The sequence below is a fragment of the Blautia sp. MCC283 genome (assembly GCF_018785565.1).
Lineage (GTDB): Bacteria > Bacillota > Clostridia > Lachnospirales > Lachnospiraceae > Blautia_A.
This window is the reverse complement of sequence record NZ_WQQB01000034.1, coordinates 1-20503: the sequence shown is the minus strand read 5'-3', so window position 1 is coordinate 20503 and position 20503 is coordinate 1. Positions and strand designations below refer to the sequence as shown.

Annotated in this window: 18 protein-coding genes, 2 pseudogenes and 1 riboswitch; of the genes and pseudogenes, 2 read left to right on the top strand and 18 right to left on the bottom strand. The window is 44.4% G+C overall.

What is annotated here, in order from left to right; genetic code table 11:
- Nucleotides 1–61: 61 nt before the first annotated feature.
- The 15 genes and pseudogenes from GPK81_RS11960 to GPK81_RS11890 all read right to left on the bottom strand — a co-directional run bounded on the left by GPK81_RS11960 (nt 62) and on the right by GPK81_RS11890 (nt 15778).
- Nucleotides 62–949 carry a putative ABC transporter permease gene (locus GPK81_RS11960; RefSeq protein ID WP_021977018.1) on the bottom strand — a complete coding sequence of 296 codons (888 nt, stop codon included), beginning with the start codon at nt 947–949 and terminating at the stop codon, nt 62–64.
- 124 nt (nt 950–1073) lie between these two features.
- Entirely contained in the window at nt 1074–2426 is a 1353-nt protein-coding gene (locus GPK81_RS11955) for an MATE family efflux transporter (RefSeq protein WP_215707130.1), read from the bottom strand.
- Nucleotides 2416–2868, bottom strand: coding sequence for a MarR family winged helix-turn-helix transcriptional regulator (locus tag GPK81_RS11950; protein WP_021977020.1), 453 nt, complete (start codon nt 2866–2868; stop codon nt 2416–2418). The genes GPK81_RS11955 and GPK81_RS11950 overlap by 11 nt, the downstream gene beginning before the upstream one ends.
- Nucleotides 2869–3089: 221 nt before the next feature.
- Nucleotides 3090–3374: pseudogene (locus tag GPK81_RS11945) on the bottom strand (family 1 glycosylhydrolase); the annotation flags it as partial.
- Entirely contained in the window at nt 3326–3934 is a 609-nt protein-coding gene (locus GPK81_RS11940) for a hypothetical protein (RefSeq protein ID WP_174088531.1), read from the bottom strand. The gene GPK81_RS11940 and the pseudogene GPK81_RS11945, both read right to left, overlap by 49 nt.
- Before the next feature lie 171 nt (nt 3935–4105).
- On the bottom strand, nt 4106–6193 hold the full coding sequence (locus GPK81_RS11935) for an amino acid permease (RefSeq protein ID WP_215707129.1): 2088 nt from the start codon (nt 6191–6193) through the stop codon (nt 4106–4108).
- Nucleotides 6194–6298: 105 nt separating this feature from the next.
- A complete protein-coding gene (locus GPK81_RS11930) occupies nt 6299–7672 on the bottom strand; it encodes an aspartate aminotransferase family protein (RefSeq protein WP_118063946.1) in 1374 nt (457 codons plus the stop codon).
- A 226-nt stretch (nt 7673–7898) separates the two neighbouring features.
- Complete coding sequence (locus GPK81_RS11925; protein ID WP_215707128.1) at nt 7899–9107, bottom strand: PucR family transcriptional regulator; 1209 nt, start codon at nt 9105–9107, stop codon at nt 7899–7901.
- A 6-nt stretch (nt 9108–9113) separates the two neighbouring features.
- Nucleotides 9114–9422 (bottom strand): MGMT family protein, encoded by a 309-nt coding sequence (locus GPK81_RS11920; protein ID WP_215707127.1) that lies wholly within the window; start codon nt 9420–9422, stop codon nt 9114–9116.
- Nucleotides 9423–9444: 22 nt separating this feature from the next.
- Nucleotides 9445–9855, bottom strand: a complete 411-nt coding sequence (locus tag GPK81_RS11915) for a YolD-like family protein (protein ID WP_215707126.1) — start codon at nt 9853–9855, stop codon at nt 9445–9447.
- Nucleotides 9856–11397 carry a Y-family DNA polymerase gene (locus GPK81_RS11910; RefSeq protein WP_021977028.1) on the bottom strand — a complete coding sequence of 514 codons (1542 nt, stop codon included), beginning with the start codon at nt 11395–11397 and terminating at the stop codon, nt 9856–9858.
- Between the two features lie 170 nt (nt 11398–11567).
- Entirely contained in the window at nt 11568–13253 is a 1686-nt protein-coding gene (locus tag GPK81_RS11905; RefSeq protein WP_118071255.1) for a formate--tetrahydrofolate ligase, read from the bottom strand.
- 74 nt (nt 13254–13327) lie between these two features.
- A riboswitch (ZMP/ZTP riboswitch) is annotated at nt 13328–13409 on the bottom strand.
- 178 nt (nt 13410–13587) lie between these two features.
- A complete protein-coding gene (locus tag GPK81_RS11900; RefSeq protein WP_118071279.1) occupies nt 13588–14442 on the bottom strand; it encodes a 4Fe-4S binding protein in 855 nt (284 codons plus the stop codon).
- Nucleotides 14443–14449: 7 nt separating this feature from the next.
- The gene (locus tag GPK81_RS11895; protein WP_173739040.1) at nt 14450–14602 is read right to left on the bottom strand and encodes a CD1871A family CXXC motif-containing protein; all 153 of its coding nucleotides are present in this window, start codon (nt 14600–14602) and stop codon (nt 14450–14452) included.
- A 27-nt stretch (nt 14603–14629) separates the two neighbouring features.
- Nucleotides 14630–15778 (bottom strand): TlpA family protein disulfide reductase, encoded by a 1149-nt coding sequence (locus GPK81_RS11890; protein WP_215707125.1) that lies wholly within the window; start codon nt 15776–15778, stop codon nt 14630–14632.
- A 205-nt stretch (nt 15779–15983) separates the two neighbouring features.
- Between GPK81_RS11890 and GPK81_RS11885 the strand changes: the two are divergent.
- Nucleotides 15984–16661: pseudogene (locus GPK81_RS11885) on the top strand (response regulator transcription factor).
- Nucleotides 16658–17824, top strand: a complete 1167-nt coding sequence (locus GPK81_RS11880) for a sensor histidine kinase (protein WP_215707124.1) — start codon at nt 16658–16660, stop codon at nt 17822–17824. Before GPK81_RS11885 ends, GPK81_RS11880 begins: the two are co-directional and overlap by 4 nt.
- Before the next feature lie 22 nt (nt 17825–17846).
- Here GPK81_RS11880 and GPK81_RS11875 read toward each other — a convergent pair whose 3' ends face one another.
- The 3 genes from GPK81_RS11875 to GPK81_RS11865 all read right to left on the bottom strand — a co-directional run bounded on the left by GPK81_RS11875 (nt 17847) and on the right by GPK81_RS11865 (nt 20406).
- Complete coding sequence (locus tag GPK81_RS11875; RefSeq protein ID WP_215707123.1) at nt 17847–18365, bottom strand: kinase; 519 nt, start codon at nt 18363–18365, stop codon at nt 17847–17849.
- Between the two features lie 329 nt (nt 18366–18694).
- Nucleotides 18695–20284: an AAA family ATPase gene (locus tag GPK81_RS11870; RefSeq protein ID WP_215707122.1), complete on the bottom strand. Its 1590-nt coding sequence runs from the start codon at nt 20282–20284 to the stop codon at nt 18695–18697.
- Nucleotides 20269–20406, bottom strand: a complete 138-nt coding sequence (locus tag GPK81_RS11865) for a hypothetical protein (protein WP_173738238.1) — start codon at nt 20404–20406, stop codon at nt 20269–20271. The genes GPK81_RS11870 and GPK81_RS11865 overlap by 16 nt, the downstream gene beginning before the upstream one ends.
- Nucleotides 20407–20503: the final 97 nt, after the last annotated feature.

Sequence of the window (20503 nt, the reverse complement as noted above, 5' to 3'; positions counted from 1 at the left end):
AAAAGAGGCAGCAGGAAATTTCCAACATTTCCTGCTGCCTCTTTATCGCATTTCATTTTTCTTATCTGAGTTTTTTCTTCAGCTCCTGGATCAGTTCAAAATAATCTCTGTGCTTCATCTCCGGGAAAGCCTTAATGATTCTTCCCTGGCCGAATACCGTATGGTTTGTGATAGAGCTTGACAGCTCATCAAACTGTGCCTGAAGCTCCGCTTTCTTCATCCGAAGCATTTCGGCAGATTTTTCTCTCTGAGCCACAGTCGCATCTCTGAGCTCTGCCTTAGCAAGAGCAACCTGAACCTTTCCCTCTCCCACCTTCTGTGCTGTATCAATGGTAGTTGTTGCCAGCGTATCACTGAGCTTATCACTCACGATCCGCAGATCCGCACGTACCTTATCCAGTCGGGTAAGCTTCTTATTCAGTCCGCGGATCACCGCCACTGTTACAATAAGATCAGCCAGATACACCGCATACAGAATTGCCATAACAACCCATTCCAGTGTGGAAGGTGTATGAGAAGCCTGACGCTCCACATACTTCTGAAAAACCTTTACGACCATCACAATGGCAAGTCCCCATATCAGAGAAAACTCAAGACAGATATAGCCGTGAAAATTCAGCGGCTTATTAGAATAATCCCACCATCTTGCATGGAAGCATACATCCAGAAGCCATCCGGCAACCAGCTCTACCGCAGTTGCAAGAACGATTCCAAACAGAAAGATCATTCCCTCACTCATCTGATGTCCGCCGCTCTGAAGCGTATTAAGCAATGCAAACACGGAAAGTACACCAAATCCGTACACCGGGCATACCGGACCGTTGAGAAATCCCCGGTTTATAACCTTTCCTAAGGTTACTGCATGGAAGATAACTTCAACGACCCATCCTCCAAAAGAATAAAACAAAAAATACAGACATATCTGAAAATACGTCATCCCGCAAATCATCCTGTACTCCTCCTTTACAGCTGTCAAGATTCCGGCAGCTATTTCAGGGGTCAGTACCATCACCTCTGCCGGGGTGATTCTGATTATATCATATCACCCCTCTCATTTACATCCCTTTATCCGGTCATTCTTCCGAAACAATTTCTTTTTTCACACGGGTGAAGTACAGAAAGAATCCGATGTTCAGAATGATTCCCACTGTGGTAGATACCGGTGCTGCAAGACCGATCTTGGTCAGGGTAGCATCCGGCTGGATACTCATAAAGTACGCCATTGGAAGTCGTACCAGAAGCGTCTGGATCAGGCCCTGGACCATAACCCATATGGTCTGGTTGTTTCCGTTGAAATAGCCTATCATACTGAACAGAACAGCCGTTACCAGTGTCTCCGGAGCAAACCCCTTCAGATAATCAAAGCCCTTTTGGATAACGCCGGCATCTGTTGAAAAGAATCCTGCCAGCACATCACCCTTCAGCAGGATCAGGATAAATACCAGGCATCCCACAGACAGGCCAACTCCAATTCCCGTAAGCATGGATTTTCTCGCACGTTTCGGCTTTCCTGCTCCTACGTTCTGTGAAACAAAGGAGGCCATGGACTGCATCAGGGAGCTTGGAACCAGCATGGCAAAGTTTACGATCTTACATGCAACTCCGTAACCGGAGGATGCTTCCAGACCCAGGCGATTGACAAATGCGCACAAGGCCAGGAATGAAATCTGTGTCAGGAATTCCTGAAGTGCCAGCGGCAGTCCGATCTTAAGAAAACGTCTGCACTGAGGATTCAGCCGGAAATCTTTTTTTGTAATGGTAAACGGAAGCTTCTTCTTTATCAGCAGAACTACTGCAAATACAACACTTAAGGCCTGAGCAGAAACCGTAGCAATAGCTGCTCCTGCTGCATCCATATGTAACCCGGCTACCAGTACCAGATCTCCGATCACATTTACAATACATGCCACCAGCACAAACAGCAACGGAGATTTACTGTCACCAAGGCCACGGAAAATAGCAGACAGTAGGTTATACGCAACAATAAAGAAAATTCCGCTGCCACAGATCCGTACATAAGATGCAGTCAGCGCTACCGCTTCTTCCGGTGCCTGCATCAGCACGGAGATCGGATGTGCAAAACCTACCATAACAATAAACAGCACGACAGATATCATGGTAAAGACGATCGCAGCCCCACCGATAACGGAGCCAATCTGCTCCGGTCTTTTTTCTCCAAGATAACGTGCGATCAGAACTGTGATACCCATAGCAAACTGGATCACTACAAAGGTAACCAGATTCAGTATCTGACTTCCGGTGGAAACCGCTGACAGTCCGGATGTGGAACCGAATCTTCCAACTACAAGAAGATCGACCGCACCATAGGCAGCCTGCAGGATCAGCGCACCGAGTACCGGCATCATAAATGCAACCAGCTTCTTCAGGATATTTCCCTGGGTAAAATCTGCCTTATCATTTGTCATAATGTTCCCTCCTGTCACACATAATCTGATAGAATTTTCCGATGGTCCGGATCATGCTGTCTGCTTCTTCTTCGGAAATCTCTGAAAGATAGGGCGCCAGACTGCTGAAATAATCCTGATCATACTTCCTGGAAAGCCTCTCTCCTTTTTCTGTTATGGAAATGTAAGTAACGCGCCCGTCATCCGGAGACGTAAGTTTCTGAAGATATCCCTTTGCCTCCATTTCTTTCACTGTTCTGGTGACACCCGGACGCGGAAGGTTCATGGCATCACTGATATCAGAGAGCCGGATATCCTTTTTTTCCCGCTGCAGAGAATGGATCACATCCAGATACTGTATGTAGGATGGCATCACCCCCTGGGGCAGTGGCGGAAGCATATCTCGGATCCGCTTTGCCTGATAAAATGCATCAAACATCCGCTTGATCTTTTCATTTGTCATAAAAAAACTCCTTATATAATTATCTTCGTTAATTACCATTGATAATTATATAAGAATTTCTGATTTTGTCAAGCCTTTTGACTTTAGCTCCAGCAAAGCTGCTGTATGATACCCGTCGTACCCTTCTCTTAAACTTTCACGCGTAATGTTTCGCAATTACCTAACTATAAAAAGTACCGGGCAGATCAAAATATCTCTGTCCGGTACTTTTTATGGAATCTTTACAGAATTTCCCCTTTTGATTCAATTACTTTCTTATACCAGTAGAAGGATTTCTTCGGTGTCCGTTTTAAGGTACCGTTTCCCTCATCATCTTTATCTACATAAATAAATCCATAGCGTTTTTTCATTTCACCAGTAGATGCGCTTACCAGGTCAATGCAGCCCCAGGAAGTGTATCCCAGCAGGCCTACACCATCTTCTTCCACCGCTGCTTTCATAGCTTTGATATGTTCTCTCAGATACTCGATCCGGTAATCATCTTCCACATATCCGTTTTCATCCGGTTCTCTTCCTCTGCGCTGTACCGCTCCTCCATCATCTTCTTTGCCCTTTTTACAAGATCATACAGCACAGCCATAACGATCACATATTCTATGGTAAAACCCAGAGTATAAGCTACAAACATCTGATTGCGGGATCTTCCAAGATACAGGACGTCATAAGTTCCCGCAGAATTGATATATACGGCAGCCACCATCACAAGATACGAAAAAATTCCGGTTTTTATCACCAATTCCGGTTCAAAATACAGGCACCCAAGTATCGGAACAAGCACATAGGTAATGTATACACCTATATGATTATTCGTTCCCAGTATTCCGATAAGCACCGCCGCCATAAAAAGCATATAGTCTCTCAGCAGCCGATCCGGCAAAAAACGTATCAGAATTCCCGGTGTGACAGCAATGATCAATTCAGCGATCAGTATAATCATCGTATATTCCTGTCCAAATTCAAAAATCCCTGTCCAGGAACACACAACCAGTGCCAGAATCGCTACTGTACATAACCGGTAGATCCTGGTCATAAGCTGATTGACCTGTTTCATATTTTTTTCAAGCATAAATTCTCCTCTGTATTTTGAGTCCCTTCAGTGTTCCAAATCCTTCCGGATTATATACTCGCTGCATACTCTTATTTTTATTGTTTCATAAAACAAATATAGAATCTTTATCAAAAAAAATACCCCATATTTTCATATATGGAGTATTTTTTCGATATAATTTTTCACATTTTAAGCTTCTTTTTCCAGATTTTCTGTCAGATTAAATTTCCGTTCCACCAGTTCTTCAATAAACTGTGCCGTTGCTTCCCAGCCCAGGAGGCTGCTGTTTAAGAGAATGTCACGGGTATGACGGTAGCCACGTTTTTTTCCGGTGATGTACTCGTGTCTTGCATGCTGAGATTTTTCCACATTTTCCCATTCTTCCTCTGCTTTGTGCTGGTTTAATCCTGATCTCTTCATAACGGAAGCAATCTCATCTTCTTTTGGTGCATAGATAAACACGTTCATTACATCGGAACTGTCTTTTAAGATATAATCACTGCTTCGGCCTACGATGACGCAGGAATTTTTTGCAAATTCGTGGATTGCCTGGAACTGGGCGTCAATAACACGATTGGAAAGGTTTGCATAGCGGACACCATAAGAAGTATCAAAAGCATAGCGGACGCCGATCCTGGTATCGGCTTCCTCTACCAGTCCTTTGTCAACACCGATTTCCTGTACGACTTTGTCCACCAGGTCACGGTCATAGTACTCAATTCCGAAATATTCCGCAACCATACGTGCGATCTCCGGTCCGCCGCTTCCGTATTCACAGCCAACGGTAATAACAAAGTGTCTGTCCGGATATTTTGCATCCGGAAGTGCAACCGTTTCTTCCGGTACTGCTTTTGTTTCGTCTACAATAAAGATATCACGGCCAAATTCCTCGCCGTATTTTCTCTTGGAATAGAAGTAAAAGAATACTCCAAGTGCAAGCCAGATTCCTACTACGACCCACTCCTGCCATACAAGTGCCGCGGAAAAAGATGCGGGAATAATATACAGAAGTGTCATAAATCCGGCCATGATCACTGCCATGGCTCCAACAAAGCCGCCAGCTTTTACCTTATAAGGCCTTTCCATCTCCGGTTTCTTTTTTCGGAGAATACAGAAGGAAATAGATACGAACATATAGGCAATAACACAGCCAAAAGATGCAGCATCAACCAGCCATACCAGAACGCCTCTTCCAAAAAACGGCGCTGCCACACAGGCAATTCCGCAGAGGATAATGGCTGCTTCCGGCGTTTTGTTTTTTCCAAGCTTTCCGAACATCTTCGGGATCATCAGGGATTCACCCATGGAATACAGGGCACGGCTTCCACCCATCAGGAAAGAGTTCCAGGATGTGATGATTCCACATAAACCTCCGATGATCAGAACCTTACCCATCAGCGGTGACCGGAACGCGATCTCAATGGCTTTTGCAGAGACCAGTCCGTTCTGGGAATTCATTTCCTGTGCAATGGCACTCTGCGGCATGATGTAGCAGACTGCAAAGATGATCAGCAGATACCAGGCTACTGCAAGGAAAATAGACAACAGCATGATCTTTCCGATCTTTTTATAAGGAACACTGATTTCCTCAGCTGCCTGAGGGATAACATCAAAACCAATAAAAAGGAATGGTGTCATGCAGGCAACTTTGAATACACTTCCCAGTGTATTTCCGGCGCCACTTTCCCACATCTGTCCTGTAATATTGGATGCATCACCGTTTACTGCGGAACCAACTACCAGAAGGATTCCGGCGATGGCAATGATCGCTGTCAGAACGGTCTGAAGAATGGCCGCTGTTTTTGCACCCTTGATATTGATGATCGTGATCAGGATTGCAACACCAACGCCAAGGATGATCGTTGTCAGATAAATATCTTTTCCTGCAATGGAATACAGGTACACCTGATTGAAATCCGGAAACAGATAGGTAATAACAGTCGGAAGTGCAGTGGCCTCAAACGCAGAGGTTGCCACATATCCGAGAATGATCATCCAGGTACATACAAAAGATCCGGTAGGACCCATGGCACGGTAACTGAATACATGCTCACCACCGCACTGCGGCATTGCAGAAGTCAGTTCCGCATAGGTAAGTCCTACAAAAAATACCATCAGACCACCGATCAGCATGGCAATCATAGATCCGACAAAACCGGCGGTTGTGATCCAGTCTCCGGAGTTGATGACCCAGCCCCATCCGATCATGGCTCCAAAAGCAATGACCAGGATGTCCCAGGCTCCCATTACTTTATCAAACTTCGATTTCTGTTCCATATAAAACCTCCTCTTTTCCCACTCTAACAAGCAAAAATCCGCTGTCCTTTTTCCTGCATCCTTGCAGGCAGAACAGCGGATCTGTAATTTTTGTATTCTTTTTCTTTAAGCTTCCATTGCCTCTTTCAGAGATGCCTCAAAGATCTCCAGGCCTTTCTCCATCTGCTCATCGGTCATAGTGAGCGGTGCAAGGAAACGAACTACATTGCCTGCTGTTCCACAGTTCTCAAGAAGGAGTCCCTTCTGGATCGCATTCTGGATCAGCTTGGCTGTAAGCTCTGTTGCCGGTTCTTTTGTTTCTTTATCTTTTACAAGCTCAATACCGATCATAGCGCCAAGTCCACGTACATCACCGATCACCGGATATTTCTCCTGCAGCTCTTTGTAGCGTTTCATGACAACCTCGCCAATGTGTCTTGCTTTTCCTGCGTAATCGTCACGTTTCATGATATCCATAACAGCCAGTGCTGCTGCACAGGAAACCGGGTTTCCACAGAAGGTTCCACCGATGGTTCCTGCCGGTGCTGCATCCATAACTTCTGCTCTTGCTGTGATAGCGGAAATCGGAAGACCTGCACCAAGAGATTTTGCGGTTGTGATGATATCCGGTGCTGCGCCTGCTTCTGCCCAGTACTCAGATGCATAATATCTTCCTGTTCTGCAGTTGCCACACTGAACCTCATCTGCAATCATCAGAATTCCGTTGTCATCGCAGATCTTGCGGACTGCTTTTACCCACTCGATTGGTGCTGGGATGAATCCACCCTCGCCCTGGAACGGCTCAACGATCATGCAGGCGATCTCACTTGCAGGTGCTCCTTCGTCAAAGATTCTCTGAAGCTCATCAATATAATACTGAATTGCTTCAGCCTCTGTGTATCCTTTTGGTGCACGGTATACATATGGATATGGTGCACGGAAGATTCCTGCCGGGAACGGTCCCATACCCACTGCATATACTTTCTTGGCTGTCAGTGCCATGGTCAGGTTTGTTCTTCCATGGAAAGCACCTGTGAAACAGATCACGCCGCTTCTTTTTGTGAAGGCTTTTGCAATCTTGATGGCATTTTCATCACACTCTGCACCGGAGTTTGCAAAGTATGTTTTTTTCACATCTCCTTTGCATGGCATGATCTCATTTAATCTCTCAGCCAGTGTTACATAGCCGTCATGCACATATACATTGAAAATTGTGTGGAAATATTTTTCAGTCTGTTTCTTTACTGCCTCAATAACTTCCGGATGGGAATATCCGATATTCAGGACGCCGACACCGCCAACCCAGTCAAGGAATTTATTTCCGTCCATATCTTCAAACATGGCTCCTGATCCCTGTTTGATGCAGATCGGATATGTTTTTCCGCAAAGTGCTTTCGGGATCGCTGCGTCTCTTCTGTCAAGAAGTTCTTTTGATTTCGGTCCTGGAACCTGCTCTGTTACAATCTCCGGTAATGCGGTTGCTAATTCTGCTGTTGTCATAATATTCTCCTCCTTTATCTGGTCACGGCTTTTCTGCCTGCCGGACTCCTCTCGGAGTTCTCTCCGGAAGCAAAAAAACAGGCGCCGGATGTGTTATCATCCGACGCCTTTGTCGTTTATCTGCTGTGTTATTTTGTTTTTTGATTTAGGTAGATTATAGCATTTTCCGGTACGAAATCAATAGGCCTGGTGTTGTATGTTTTTTGTGCACAGTGCACAATTTCTATTATCTGCGATACCGATATCGCCTGATCAGAAACGCCATCTTCAGCTCCAGGCAGGTATCCAGGTTTTCAAGATCGCATCCCAGGATCTCCCGGATCTTTTTCAACCTGTAATTTAAGGTATTCCTGTGAAGAAACATCTCTTCTGCCGTCTTTTTGGCATTGCAGCTGCAGTTCAGATAATTTTCCAGTGTTTCACTTAAGTTTCCATCGTTCAGTTCATCTGCCTGCAGCAGCTTTCCGATTTTTTCTTCCATATAAGTATCCAGGATTCTGGAATCGTCCACATGGGAAAGTAATGTATAGATTCCCTGATCCCTGTAAAAAAATATCTGCCCCTTCAATCCGGAAACTTCTGCTGCCCGAAGTGCTGAGGAAGCTTCGTTCCGGCTGTCTTTTACCTCATCCAGATACGCCCTACTGTTTCCGGCTCCGATCCGAAGCTCTATTCCATATTCCCGCTGTGTTCGGTCCACGATCCTGGCAAAAATTTCTTTTATATTGCTATCCTCCGCTTCTCTGTCCGGAAGCAGTGCAAGGATGGAGCCTGCCTGTGGAAGGATAAGGATATCCTGTTTTATGTAACTGGAAAACTCAGTACAGATCACACGCTTCACATTCCGTCCGGTTGTCAGGGAATCCTCGTTCTCCCATCCGCTTTCTGTATTTCCGGACGCAAACGCAAATTCCGCTACAAAAAAGCTCCCCTCCAGATCAATATTCAGATATCTGGCCTGTGCCATCACACGCTCCCGGCTTAAATGTTCTGCATCCAGAATAGAGGAAAACAGCTGCTCTGCGGCATTTCGGTCATTTTCTTCCAGAACAAGCCTGCGGCAGATGATCTGAGACAGATCGATCAGAGGATATTTCTCCGGAAGCTCAAAAAGAGGCAACGCTTTCTCTTCACAGTATTGCATCAGTTCCTCTGATATCTGGCCTTCATTGATTCCAAGAGCCGTAATTCCATGCCCATACATCTGCCGGATCATCTCCATCAGCTTCCGACTGTCATCCGTAACACTGGGATTGGTCAGAACTACAAATTCGTCTCCGTGGATATAGTTTTCGATCTTATATTCACTTTTTACACATTGCAGACAGTCTGCAAAATAAATCCATCGAACAGATTGCTCCAAACCGTTTTTTCCTGCTTTCAGCTTCAGAACCTCTGTAAGCTCCGGAATCTGCATCATATCTTTACAATTCATAAAGTTCTATTCCTCCCACTGGTGACTTTTCATATCCACGCATCCATTTGCTTTAAATTCCACACCTTCGTCTTCCAGAAGTTCCCTCTGTTCTCTCCATCCTGGTGCAGTACGGCCTGCATGATTCACAACTCTGTGGCAGGGATATTTCCCATAAAATTCTGCCATGCTTAAAACTTTTCCTACAAGCCTCGAATTTTTATCCCAGCCGATGAGACGTGCAATCTGCCCGTAGGAAGCCACTTTTCCTGCCGGTATTTCTTCCACCACGGATAGTATTTCGTAGATCAGATCCTCATCCAATATTTTTCCCATTGTTGTTCCTCCGAAGCATTTTTTATTTTATATCCACAATTCTTCCCAGGTCAATCTTCGTTCCATCTGTCAGAAAGATTTTCTGGCTGCAGTCGTCAATCTTTTTTATCTGCCCGGTGACGGTTACATAGGAGCCTCCCTCTTTCCGGTCATCCGGCTGGAAATAGATGATGGTGACGGACTCTGTTCTCTCCCTGTCGGCTATCAGCTGCCGGAGTTTTTCATCCAGTTCCTGCTTTTTGTCTTCGGAAAGCTGTACCCAGTTATCGGTGAGTCTGGCTGTTTCCCGGATTGCGTCTTCATAGCCGGTAAGGGCTGCAAAGGGGGAAAACTGTGCAGCTCGGTCATAGAGGGGCATCTGTGGGTGTATTTTTGAAACATGGTGAGGCAGGTTTATGATGTCCTGGTATTTGCCTTTTGGTTTCTTTTCCATTTATGCTCTGTGACCTCCGATCTGGTTGTTCCGCTCTATGGTTGTGGAACCTTCCTGTAAGCTGCTGCCTTTCAGTATGGCATTTTTTCCGAATTTCTTTTTTACGGAAAGCATAGCTTCTTGGAGCTTTCGCTCTTTTTCCTGTTTTTCTTTTTCTGCTTTCTGTTCTGCCTCTGACACTTCTGATTTAAGGTAATCCGTGAACAGATTCATCTGCTGATATACGGGCTCTGCCGCTGCCAGTTTTTCATCTGTGAGCTGATTGGCTGTGATATAGACACGCCGGATCAGAAGTGTTTTATCCGTGATACGCTCATACAGGTCAAGGACTGCCTTCATGATCGTTGATGTGGATGAGGTTGGATTGTCCAAATTTACAGTTCCGTGACCATGTTTGGGAATTTTTCTTCCATAACGGTCTGTTTTTATTTCGCCCTGATATTTTTTCCTGCCGGAGGAAGATTTCAGATTGTCAATATCGTAGCCTATGGTAAGGACTATCTGACTGGTTACCAGCCTTTTTTCCACAAGCTGAAGAACCAGCATGTCTGTCATTTCACGTACGATCAGTTTCGCCTGTTCAAAATCACTGGGACAGTGCAGTACCTGACCGGAACCGATGCTGTTTGTTTCCGGTTTGTAGGCTTTGATCAGATCCATGGTCACCGGTTCGTATCCCCATGCATGATCAATCAGAAGTTCCGCGTTGATGCCGAATATTTTATAAAGAAGATCTTCATTATAGTAATCACGCACACCGCCCAAAGAGCATCTGGCAATGTCTCCCATCGTGTAAAGTCCTACTTCTTCCAGCTTCTTCCTGATTCCTGTGCCTACCCGCCAGAAATCTGTCAGCGGCCTGTGATCCCATAAAAGTTCCCGGTAGGACTGCTCCGTCAGTTCTGCGATACGCACACCATTTTCGTCTGGTGTTACATGTTTGGCCCCGATGTCCATGGCAATCTTACACAGATAAAGATTGGTTCCGATTCCGGCAGTTGCCGTGATCCCGGTCTCTTTCATTACATCGGAGATCATTTTTGCAGCAAGCTCTCTGGCTGTCATCTGATACATTCCAAGATAATGGGTGACGTCCATAAACACCTCATCTATGGAATAGACATGCATGTCCTCCGGTGCCAGATAACGGAGGTAAACGTTATAGATCCGGGTGCTGTAGTCCATGTACAACGCCATTCTCGGCGGTGCTGTCACATAGGAAACGGCCAGTTCCGGATGCGCTTTCAGTTCATCCGAAGACCAGGATTCTCCGGTAAAACATCTTCTTGGTGCTTTTGTGACACGTGCCTGATTGACTTCTTTTACACGCTGGACCACTTCAAAAAGTCTCGCTCTTCCTGGTATTCCATAGGCCTTCAAAGAAGGAGAAACTGCCAGGCAGATGGTCTTTTCAGTACGTTCTTTATCTGCCACAACAAGATTGGTGGTAAGTGGATTTAAGTTCCGCTCCTGACATTCCACGGAAGCGTAGAATGATTTCAGATCGATGGCTATATAGATATGATCTTCTTTTTTATCCATGGATACACCTCCGGAGTGTTTTCTTTTCTTATTATACCAGAAAATTTGTTCGATTATAGGTCTTTTTCTTATTTTTACATAAAAAACCTCCTCCGGTTTTTATTGCCGGAGGAGGTCTCTATCTGAATTCCCCTCAAAAATACTTTATAATTATATGTTTCCGGTTCTGCTTAGAACAGTCCTGTGATCTTACCGCTCTCATCTACGTCAATCTTGGTTGCAGCCGGCACTTTTGGAAGACCTGGCATGGTCATGATCTCACCTGTCAGTGCAACAATAAATCCTGCACCTGCGGAAATCTTAAGATTTCTTACTGTTACCTCGAAATCTGTCGGAGCACCAAGCTTTGTCTGGTCGTCTGTTAAGCTGTACTGGGTCTTGGCCACACATATCGGGCAGTTGCCAAATCCAAGTGCCTCCAGCTGTTTCGCCTGCTTCTGGGCATTTGCTGTAAGAACCACTTTCTTTCCACCGTAAACCTTCTGTACGATCTGGTTCAGTTTATCCTCAATGGAGCCTTCCAGCTCATAAGCATATGTGAAATCATTCGGCTCTTCAACCAGACGGAGAACTTCCTCAGCAAGCTTGATTCCGCCTTCGCCGCCTTTTGCCCATACCTCGGAAAGTGCTACGTTTACGCCAAGCTCTTTACATTTTGCTTCTACAAAATCAAGCTCTGCCTTGGTGTCGGTCGGGAATGCGTTGATAGCTACCACACATGGAAGCTTGTATACATTTTTGATATTGCTTACATGTTTCAGAAGATTCGGGATACCTTTCTCAAGAGCCTCAAGGTTCTCGTTGTTGAGATCTGCTTTTGCAACACCACCGTTGTATTTCAGGGCACGTACAGTTGCTACGATAACAACAGCACTTGGTGTAAGTCCTGCCATACGGCACTTGATATCCAGGAACTTCTCAGCACCAAGGTCAGCACCGAAACCAGCCTCTGTGATGGCATAATCTGCAAGTTTCATAGCCATCTTTGTAGCGGTTACGGAGTTACATCCGTGAGCGATGTTTGCGAATGGTCCGCCATGAACAATGGCTGGAACATGCTCCAGTGTCTGAACAAGGTTTGGTTTCAGGGCATCTTTCAGAAGTGCTGTCATAGCACCCTCTGCATGAAGATCTCCTGCTGTTACCGGTTTCTGCTCGGAAACTTTACCATAGGTATATCCGATGATGATTCTGGAAAGTCTCTCTTTCAGATCTTTGATATCACTTGCCAGACAGAGAACTGCCATGATCTCCGATGCTACGGTGATGTCGTATCCGTCTTCACGCGGCATACCGTTTGTTCTTCCGCCAAGTCCGTCTACTACATTACGAAGCTGACGGTCGTTCATGTCAACGCATCGTCTCCAGGTGATCTTTCTCGGGTCGATGTTCAGTTCATTACCCTGGAAGATATGGTTGTCGATCATTGCAGCAAGAAGGTTGTTTGCCGCACCGATCGCATGGAAATCACCGGTAAAATGAAGGTTGATATCCTCCATAGGAACTACCTGTGCATAGCCGCCGCCTGCTGCACCACCTTTGACACCGAATACCGGTCCAAGGGATGGCTCACGAAGAGCTACCATAACATTTTTTCCAAGTCTCTGCATTCCATCTGCAAGACCTACCGTTGTAGTTGTTTTTCCTTCCCCGGCCGGTGTCGGGTTGATAGCTGTCACAAGAATCAGTTTGCCGTCTTTTTTGTCTGTTTCTTTCAGGAGATTATAGTCGATCTTTGCTTTGTATTTACCATACTGCTCCAGATATTTGTCATCAATACCTGCTTTCTCTGCAATCTTGGTAATTGGCTCCATTGTGCACTCCTGTGCAATCTCGATGTCACTTTTAAATCCCATAATGTTCTCCTTTCTCCGCAGCAACCGTCCGGATCTTTTTATCCCATAAAAAAGAGCAGTATCTGAATTTCTTCAAATACTGCCCAGACGGTCGACTCATCGAATCTCCGGCTCCCTCGTGGTTATCCCACAACTCCGTCAGTCACCGAAGACTTTATTAATTTGATGATTGAATACTAACATATTTATTAGTACTTGTCAAGAAATTATCAAATTATTTTTTCACTTTTAAAGTGAGCTAAGTCTAATTTTCTGAATCATTTCAGTTTTCCGTACTATTCATCAGATACTGAATGTTATAAGGAAAATTCTATTTTTCGTCAATTAACGTAATTCATGTCTGATCTTTGCCTGCAAAACCACACCGGATCGCCTGTGTCGGACATATCTTTTTACACCTTCCACATCGGATGCACTCTGCACTGTTAGGATCCTCTGTCGGATCAACCTCCATCTGGCAGATATTTCTGCATTTTCCGCAGTGAACACATTTTTCTTTCTCTACTCTGTAACGAAAAACGGAAACTTTATTAAATACCGAATAAAAAGCTCCCAGCGGGCAGATATACTTACAGAATGGCCGGTATATCATAATTGATAAGATAATGGTGATCACCAGGATCGTATTTTTCCACATGTACAGCCAGCCTACTGCACTTCGCATGGATTTGTTCAGCAGCACCAGCGGGATACCTCCCTCCAGCGTTCCTGCCGGGCAGATCAGCTTGCAGAAATATGGTGCTCCCTGGCCCATGATATCTACTACAAACATGGGAAGTAGGATCACAAATACAAGAAAGATCACATATTTCAGTTTTCTCAAAAGCTTGTCTCCCCGAAATGTCCGGATCTTCTTTGGAAAAGGAATCTTGTTCAACAGATCCTGGATCAGTCCAAATGGGCAGAGAAATCCGCACACCAGTCTTCCAAGCAGCGCTCCTACAAAGATCAGAAATCCAGCTACATAATATGCCATCTTGAAGTTCCAGCTTCCGATCACAGCCTGAAGGGAACCAATGGGACAGGCCCCTCTTGCTCCGGGGCAGGAATAACAGTTCAGCCCCGGAACACAGACATTTTTCATTTTTCCGGTATAGATCTTTCCAGTCACAAAGCCTGATATGTGACTGTTTGTAAGGGCCGCCCACAATGCCTGGATCCCATGCCGCGGCCATTCATTTATTTTCATCTTCTTATTATCCAATGCCAATACACTCCATACAGATGTTGATCGCTTTTGTAAAAACTACAGATACCTCACCTCTGCAGATTCCCAGTATCATCAGTAAAATTCCAAAAACTGCCAGAGCAGGTCCGATCCACCTGGATTCTGTTATTTTCCGAATCATTTTTCCACTCTCCATAATAATCATCTTTTACTTTGAAACGTTTTTAAGCTCTTTTTCCACGATTTCCTTCCATTCGTCCAGTGTATGGCTTCCTGTATAGGTATCTCCTACAATGTTTCCATCTTTATCAACAAAAAATGTTTCAGGAAATGCGGAAATCCCCTGCAGACGGCCGTTCATCATAGTAGTATCCGGTATCAGGAACGGATACTCCGCTTTTGTTTTTTCCTGAAGAATGCCAGCTTTTTTTACAGCCTCCTCGTCCTGATTTCCCTTTTCATCTGTAGTATCAAGCACCACACCTGCTACTCCGACGCCTTTCTCTTTCATTTCTTTATAGAGCTCCTGAAGTTCCGGAATCTCTTTTACACATGGTGAGCACCAGGTTGTAAAAATATTTACCAGCGTCAGGTCATAGTCACTGAATACTTTTTCTGTATATGTTTTTCCATCTATTCCTGTTGTTTCAAATTTTCCTACAGATTTTGTATCCTCCGGGTTGACGCTGGTATCCTGTGGCTGGTCAAACACGGAAATATTCTGATACGGTGCCATTTCCGTAATGTCGGTTTTGATCTTTTCCAGCTCCTTTGTCAGCTTTTCATCTGCATCTTTGTTGGTGCTCAGATAATATTTGTATTTCCCGTCACTGCTGCTTCCAAGCTCTTTATGCTCTGTACAGCCAGTGATCTCATCCAGCTTTTTCTGTGAAGCTTCATCATAAACGCCAATTGTACCAATTCTGTCCAGACCTGCCACCCAGTCGTCATATCCTGTTCCCATCTTCTGTATTTCGGCATTTTTCTGTTCCTCTGTCATTTTGCTCCAGCTTACATAGGCATATGTCACTGCATTGGTCTGATTCTCAAAATCTTCCGTGGTAAGCATTGCAATGCTCTGGTCCTTGATCTGCTTTAACAGCTCCTTCGAAAGTGAAAGCTTCAGTCCCAGAAACGGATATTCATAAGAATCCTGTGCCTTGCAGGTTACGTCGGAAGGCTTAAATGTACCTGCTACCAGATCTGATGAAACTGCCTCTCCATCCACCGCCATTGCCTCTCCGATATCTGCTGTTTCCGTGCTCTCTGCCGCTGTTACCGGCACACTTCCAAATGCAGATATTCCTAATACCGCTGCTGCCATAAGTGCTGTTATTTTCTGTGTTCTTAATTTCATTGTTTATATTCTCCCTTCTGATATCACCGGCCCATATCCGGAACCGACGTATATTTTATATGTAAATCTTGCTCTCTGTAGCCTTACTATATCATCCCCTGTATAAAATCTCTGTTAAGAAGTGAAAAAATTTACAGGAATTTTATGCTATACATGATATGATAGATAACAAAGCAAAATCAACTGTTTTTTAGGAGAATTTATTATGCATATATTGATAATCGAAGATGAAAAGCAGCTCTGCCAGTCTATTGCGGAGGGACTTCGCATGGATGGCTATGAAGCGGACACATGTTTTGACGGGGATGAAGGACTGGAATTATGTCTGGTGGAAAATTATGATCTCATCCTTCTTGATCTGAACCTTCCAGGCGTTGATGGTCTGGAAATCCTGCGCCAGTTTCGGAAATCCGATACTTCCACTCCCGTTTTGATCCTATCTGCCAGAGGACAGATCCAGGACAAGGTAGAAGGGCTTGATCTCGGTGCCAATGACTATCTCACAAAGCCTTTTCATTTTGAAGAGCTGGAGGCACGGATCCGAAGTCTGACACGAAGGAAATTTATCCAGCAGGACGTATGTCTGCAATGCGGACGTATCAGCTTTGATACCCGTACAAGAAAGGCCAGTGTCGATGGACTTCCCCTTTCTCTGACCTGAAAGGAAAGTTCTCTTCTGGAATATTTCCTTCTTCATCAGAACCGTATCATAAGTCCGGAAGAAATGATCGAGCATATCTGGGACGGAAGCGTCAACAGTCTCAGCAATTCCATTCGTGTCCACATTTCTTCTCTTCGAAAAAAGCTGCGCACTGCTCTCGGCTTTGATCCGATACAGAATAAGATCGGCCAGGGTTACATTTTAACGGAGGATGTACAATGAAAAAAATAACCGGAAAGCTATCTCTTCAATGGCGTCTGACACTGATCACCGCACTGCTTATGACAGTCACCTGCATTCTGATGTATTTTTTTATCAGCCAGTCCGCAGTTGCCGGAATGGAGGATCTGGGAGATTACATGATACGGATCGATAACACAGATTCTGCTCCCATCACCTTTAATATGGATCCCTCCGTCTTATTTCCGGAGCTTTCCGATCAGCTGCAGCTGACCAAAAAACTGTTTCTCACCAAAGGACTCATGGTAACAGGGATCATCATCCTTCTCAGCAGCATCTGCACTTATTTTATCAGCCGCCAGGCATTACTTCCGCTTCGCAGACTCAGCCAAGAGGTAAACCAAATAGAGGTCCAGAACCTTTCAGAGGCTCTTGAAGTTCCTGCTACCAATGACGAAATTTCCCGCCTGACCATTTCATTTAACAAAATGCTCGCACGCCTGGATGAGGCCTTTACTGCTCAGAAGCAGTTTTCTGCCAATGCAGCCCATGAGCTGAGGACTCCTCTTGCCGTTATCCAGACAAACCTGGAGGTCTTTGCCCGCAGGGAAGCACCTGCTTTACAAGATTATCAGGAGATTTTTGCCATGCTACAGGAACAGACCGGGCGACTTTCCCATCTGGCTGAAATCCTCCTGGATATGACCGGTGTACAGACTGTTGAACGTTCCGAAAGGATCTCTCTGGCAGCACTGACTGATGAGGTTTTCTGCGACCTGGCTTCCGTAGCGGAACAGAAGGATGTTGAACTGATCCAGCAGGAGGGAGACTGCATCATTACCGGAAGTTACCTGCTGCTGTATCGTGCTGTGTACAATCTTGTGGAAAATGCGATCAAATACAATCACTCCGGTGGAAAAGTAACCGTAAATACCCATCTTTCCGAAGAAATAACAGATACATCCACGTCTGTCAATTATGTCTTTCTTGAAGTCTCCGACACCGGAATCGGCATTCCTCCCGAATATCAGGAAAAAATCTTCACCCCGTTCTTCCGTGTGGACAAATCAAGAAGCCGCGCTATGGGAGGTGCCGGCCTGGGTCTTGCACTTGTCAGTGAAATTGTCAGACAGCATAACGGACAGGTAAAAATACTGGAAAGCAGCAAAAAAGGCAGCGTGATCGCAATCATGCTGCCAGTCTGAATATATTTGTATTACATTTACTTTATATGCTCATGAACGCAATCGCTTTGCGATCTGCGTTCAAATCCGAGTATATTTTTTCAACAATACTGTCTGTATCCATTTCGCAGGTAATAGCCTGTTCCCTGAGAGCTGAAGAAAAATCTTTTTCTCTCCACCATCTGCGCATATCTTTTTCACCAAATTCTCTGTTTCTTGTATTATGTCGTCTCACGGTTTCTTCAAACGACAGATCAAAATAATATGCGTATACATTTGAACCATATAATTCATTTGCCAGTTCAAACAACGAACGATACCATTCATCATACATGATCCCTTCCAGGATAGAAAATTCACTGTGTTCCCTTCCGTATCGTAAAAGTTCTGCCATAAGCGGCAAAGCCTTTGTATCTATGCCATCATCAACCCACAGCATATTTCTTCTGACCTCATCCTGTGATATCAGCATTGTATTACGTCCTAGCTTTTTCTGTAATGCCTTCGCTACGGTTGTTTTTCCACTTCCTGAGTTTCCTCTGAGAATGATTAATTTTCCCATGTGCTGCTTTTTCCCTTTCAATACAAAATACAGAATTTTTATGACCGTACAGTCTATTTTACAGCTTTTTATTCCAACTGACAATATTACCAGTGCTATAATCATTTTATTTAACCTCTATGCTCTCCATAGGCATTCTTCTTTCTCTGTATTTTGCTCTGTTTCTGTAATCTCAGTTACTGTCTATACAATAGCATCGTATATTTTATCCATACATGTTCATTATATAAATCTTTATGTTTATAATATAATTTTGCACTGTAAAAAATCCCCGGAACACGGATAGGATTCCGTATTCAGGGGACTCTTTTTCTGCACTTGCATCTATTTTATTGTTTATGATACCTCTCGATCACACAGGTATGTTGCTTTATTTTTTTATCATAATTGATTCCTACAAGCAGGAGATTTCCATGATAGTCTTTCAGTGCATCTACATATTGCTTTTCTTTAATCTGTGATATGGCTCCATGGGCATCTTTGTCCCATTTCAGTTCAATGACTGCTGCCGGTTTGTCTGCGTATAACTTTCTTGGGATAAAGCAGATATCTGCAAAGCCTTTTCCGGTTGGCAGTTCCCGGATAACTGTATAGTACTCTCTGGCAAAATAAAATGCCAGATTAATGGTGCAGCTCAAAGAATTTTCATCGTTGTACTGAAGAACCGAAATTTCTCTGTGTGCCTGATCAATTCCTTTTGCAACTGCTTCCCCATCCAGATTCCACAATGCTTCCAGGAGTTTTCTGGAAGACTCTACCGACTGTATGACTTCTTTCCAGTCCATGGTGCTGATGGCATTTATATACTCCTGCGACACTTCTTTATTTGGAATCGTCACAGTTTTGTCCGGCCAATGATAGCTTAAGTAGCCCAGATGTACCAGAAGTGTCAATACATCATCCTTTCCCTGAAACGTTGTCATATCGTTGGAAAAAGTCCCTGTATTGATCTGCACCTTATCGCCTGCCAGCATTCTTATCACTGCATCTTTCAGGCCATCATAATTCATACGGATATAAATTTTCAGTGCTTCATAGGTTTCTGTCTGATTCCAGTAATTGTCAAAAATTCCACTTAACATGGCATCCACCACAGATTTCGGGCTGTACATGGAATATGTCTTCTTTCTTCCCTCTTCTATAGCAACCAGCTCATAGCCATCATACCATGCCTGTGCCTCCTGAAAATTCCGTTTATACCGGCTGCAAAGTTCCTTTACTTCCTCTTCTGTAAATCCAAAAAACTCTGCCATTTCTCTTGGATTGATCATGGAATATTCCGTAAACATATTTAATGCAGAATGGGAACCATATTTTTTTACCGGAAGGATTCCGGTCATATAAGCTAATGCCACATATTCCTGATCTTTCAGCCATACACGCAGAAAATCCAGATATTTTTTCTGTGCTTCCATATTCTGTTTAAATTCACGGAATATACAATCCCATTCATCGATCAGAATGACAAAAGGATGTCTGGTATATGCAAAAACATCCTGCATGGCAAAGACCAGATAATCACTGTCGATATAATCCGGATACTGCATCTTCAGCTCTCTGAGAATACGCTTCTGAAGAAGCTTCAGCATCTCATCCATATCCGGTGCAGCGCTTAAAAATTCCTGCATATTGATCCGGATCACATCATATTGATTCAGATGTTCCCGGAAGCTTTTGTCTGTATGGATTCTGAGAGCAGAAAACAGTTCTGCACTATCTTCCCCTCTGCCATAATATGCAGCCAGCATATTGGCAGCCATGGATTTTCCAAATCGTCTCGGTCTGCTCACGCAGACAAAACGCTGCTCTGTTCCCAGTACTTCATTTGTTTTTGCGATCAGCCCGCTTTTATCCACATAGATTTTTGACCGCAGACAGGCTTTAAACATTCCACCGCCCGGATTCAGATAACTTCCCATTCAGCTTCTCTCCCTCTTAAAAAAATGGCTTCACAGTATCCTTTTCTTTCTGAAACTATGATACCATGAAACCATTTTTCTGTAAATCCAACGGATTCCCTCTCAGTTCTTCCATCCATCAAACGCCTTGATCTCTTCATTGACACTCCCCACAGCTAAAGCAGGGGGATTCTTGCTTCTCCCACTACTGCATTGGCAAACACCTTACGGTACTGCAAT